This window comes from Defluviimonas sp. D31, from assembly GCF_033436765.1.
In the GTDB taxonomy this organism is placed as follows: domain Bacteria; phylum Pseudomonadota; class Alphaproteobacteria; order Rhodobacterales; family Rhodobacteraceae; genus Albidovulum.
This window is the reverse complement of record NZ_JAWQFN010000052.1, coordinates 1-2,917: the sequence shown is the minus strand read 5'-3', so window position 1 is coordinate 2,917 and position 2,917 is coordinate 1. Positions and strand designations below refer to the sequence as shown.

General features: G+C 70.8%; 1 protein-coding gene and 1 pseudogene. Both read left to right on the top strand.

Annotated features, from left to right (window positions below):
• A pseudogene (locus tag R5H32_RS20775) lies at positions 1-111 on the top strand (D-glycerate dehydrogenase); the annotation flags it as partial.
• On the top strand, positions 111-2,807 hold the full coding sequence (locus R5H32_RS20770) for a phosphoenolpyruvate carboxylase (RefSeq protein WP_318340542.1): 2,697 nt from the start codon (positions 111-113) through the stop codon (positions 2,805-2,807). The pseudogene R5H32_RS20775 and the gene R5H32_RS20770, both read left to right, overlap by 1 nt.
• Positions 2,808-2,917: the final 110 nt, after the last annotated feature.

Genomic DNA, 2,917 nt, shown 5'->3' with positions numbered 1-2,917 from the left:
CCCCACCTCGGATCCGCAACACGCGAAACCCGAGAAGGCATGGGATTCCGAGTCCTCCAGAACCTCACCGAATACTTCGAAGGAAAAACACCCCAGGACAAGGTTGCGTGATGACACTCGCCGAACCGCATGTGAGCCAGACCGACCCCGCCCCCGCCCAGACCGCCGCGGCCCGCGAGCTGCGCGACCTGCTCCACCGCCTCCTGATGCAGGTGGTCGGGCGACGGGCGCCGGAAGTCGCGGACTGGCTCACGGCGGGCGGCACCGGGCCGATCCCGGCCGGGCCGATGGCGGTGCCCTATCTTCAGGCGCAGAACATCTGGTTCCAGCTCCAGAAGATCGCCGACGAAAACGCCCGCATCCGCGCCCGCCGCAGGACCGAGGCGGAGGAGGGCCCCGACGCGGTGCCCGGCTCCTTCGCCGCCGCCTTCCAGCGGATCGGCCAGAGCGGGCTCGGCCGGGGCGCGATCGACGCCGCGATCGGAAAGCTCGCGGTGGTGCCGACGCTGACCGCGCATCCGACCGAGGCAAAGCGCGTCACGATCCTGGAGATCCATCGGCGCATCTACCGCAAGCTCGTCGAGCTCGAGACCCATCGCTGGACCCCGCGCGAACGCGCCCGCCACGGCGACGAGATCCGCGCCGAGATCGACCTTCTGTGGCTGACCGGCGAGCTCCGGATCGAACGGCCGAGCCTCGAGGACGAGATCGCCTGGGGTCTGCAGTTCTTCCGCAACTCGATCTTCGACGCGGTGCCGCAGCTCTTCGACCAGTATGGCGATGCGCGCGAGCGGCACTTCCCCGGCGCGGCGACGCCGGTCCGGCCCTGCATCCGCTTCCATTCCTGGATCGGCGGCGACCGCGACGGCAACCCGAACGTCACCGCCGAAGTGACCGCGCGGGCGCTGGTGATGGGCCGCGACGCGGCCGTCGCCTGCCATCTCGACGGGCTGCGCACCGCCGCGCAGCGGCTCTCGATCTCGCGCCGGATCGCCGGCATCCCGGCGCCGACGCTCGCGGCGCTCGGCGCGCTCATCGCGCGGAGCGGGGCGGCCGCGACGCTCGAGGCGCGCAATCCCGGCGAGGTTTTCCGCCAGGCCGTGAGCGCGATCATGATCCGGATCGAGGCGACCGGCACGGGCGGCGCCGCGGCCTATGCCGCGCCGCATGCGCTCGTGGACGATCTGCTCGTCGTCGAGACCGGGCTCGTCGCGATCGAGGCGGATGACCTGGCCCAGCAACTCATCCGCCCGGTGCGCTGGCGCGCCGAGGTCTTCGGTTTCCGCGCCACCTCGCTCGACGTGCGGCAGAACTCGACCGTGATCAACGCGGTGCTCGCCGAGATCTGGGCCGCGCTCGGGATCGCGACGGCGCCGGAAACGGCGGAGGGGGCGGCCGCGCTGCGCCGGGTGCTTTCGGCCGACGATGTGCCGGTCGTCGACCGGGCCAGGCTCGGGCCGGTGGCGCTGGAGCTTCTCGATCTTCTCGCGCTGATGCAGCAGCCGGGACGCGACCCCGAGGCCTTCGGGCCGTTCATCGTCTCGATGAGCCGCTCGGCCGAGGATATTCTCGCCGTCTATCTCCTTGCGCGCTACGCGGTGGCCGGGCGCGACCTGCCCGCCGACCGGCCGGTCCTTGCCGTCGTGCCGCTCTTCGAGACGATCGACGATCTGCGCGCCGCGCCGGAGATCCTCGCCGAGCTGATGCTGTCCAGCGCGGCCCGCGCCGCCGCGCGTGAGCGGCGCGGCGTGGTCGAGGTGATGCTCGGCTATTCGGATTCGAACAAGGACGGCGGCTTTCTCTGCTCGACCTGGGAGCTCGAGAAGGCGCAACGGCGGATCAGCGAGCGGATGGCCGGGCTTGGCTACCGCACCGGCTTCTTCCACGGCCGCGGCGGCTCGGTCAGCCGTGGCGGCGCGCCGACCGAGCGCGCCATCGCGGCGCAGCCGGCGGGCACGATCGACGGCATGATGAAGCTCACCGAGCAGGGCGAGGTGGTGTCGTCGAAATACGCCAACCGCGGCACCGCGCTCAACCATCTGGAATTGCTGGCCTCCTCGGTCCTGACCCATGCGGCGCTCTCGCCGCTCTTGCGCGAGAGCGGCCACGACCCCGAGCATGACGAGGCGCTTGAGGCGCTCTCGGGGATGTCGCAGGCGGCCTATGTCGGGCTGGTGCGGATGCCGGGCTTCGTCGGCTATTTCCAGGAGGCGAGCCCGGTCGAGGAGCTGTCGTCGCTGAAGCTCGGCTCGCGCCCGGCGCGGCGCTTCGGGGCGATGACGCTCGCCGATCTGAGGGCGATCCCCTGGGTCTTCGCCTGGTCGCAGAACCGCCACATGCTGACCGGCTGGTACGGGATCGGCTCGGCGCTCGATGCCTTCGTGAAGGTGCGGGGGGGCGCGGGGACCGCGCTTCTGCGCGACATGTTCGACCGCTCGCGGCTCTTCCGGCTGATCGTCGACGAGGTGGAGAAGTCGCTCTACCAGTCCGACATGCGGATTGCCGCCGATTACGCGGCACTTGTCGGCGACGCGGCGACGCGCGAGGCGGTCTTCGCCAAGGTCCGGCGCGAGCACGAGGCGACCGTGGCGGCGATCCTCGACCTCACCGGCCAGCGCGGCATCGCCGAGCGGTTCCCGCAGTTCCGCGAGCAGTTCGACCGGGTGCGGCCGGAGCTCGACCGGATCAACAGCCTGCAGGTCGAGCTTCTGCGCCAGGTGCGCGCCGACACCAAGAGGAGCGGCATCTCGGTGCCGCTGATGCAATCCATGCACTGCATTGCCGCCGGCCTCGGCTGGACCGGCTGACCAAGGAGACGCTTATGGACACCGCAATCCGCGACACCGGATTTTTCACTGAACCGCTTTCCTCGCGCGACCCGGAGCTTTTCGGCTCGATCCGCGACGAGCTTGGCCGT

What these genes read in the sequence shown, in the direction of transcription:
- R5H32_RS20770 (WP_318340542.1), top strand. Translation starts at nt 111, where the DNA reads ATGACACTCGCCGAACCGCATGTGAGCCAGACCGACCCCGCCCCCGCC.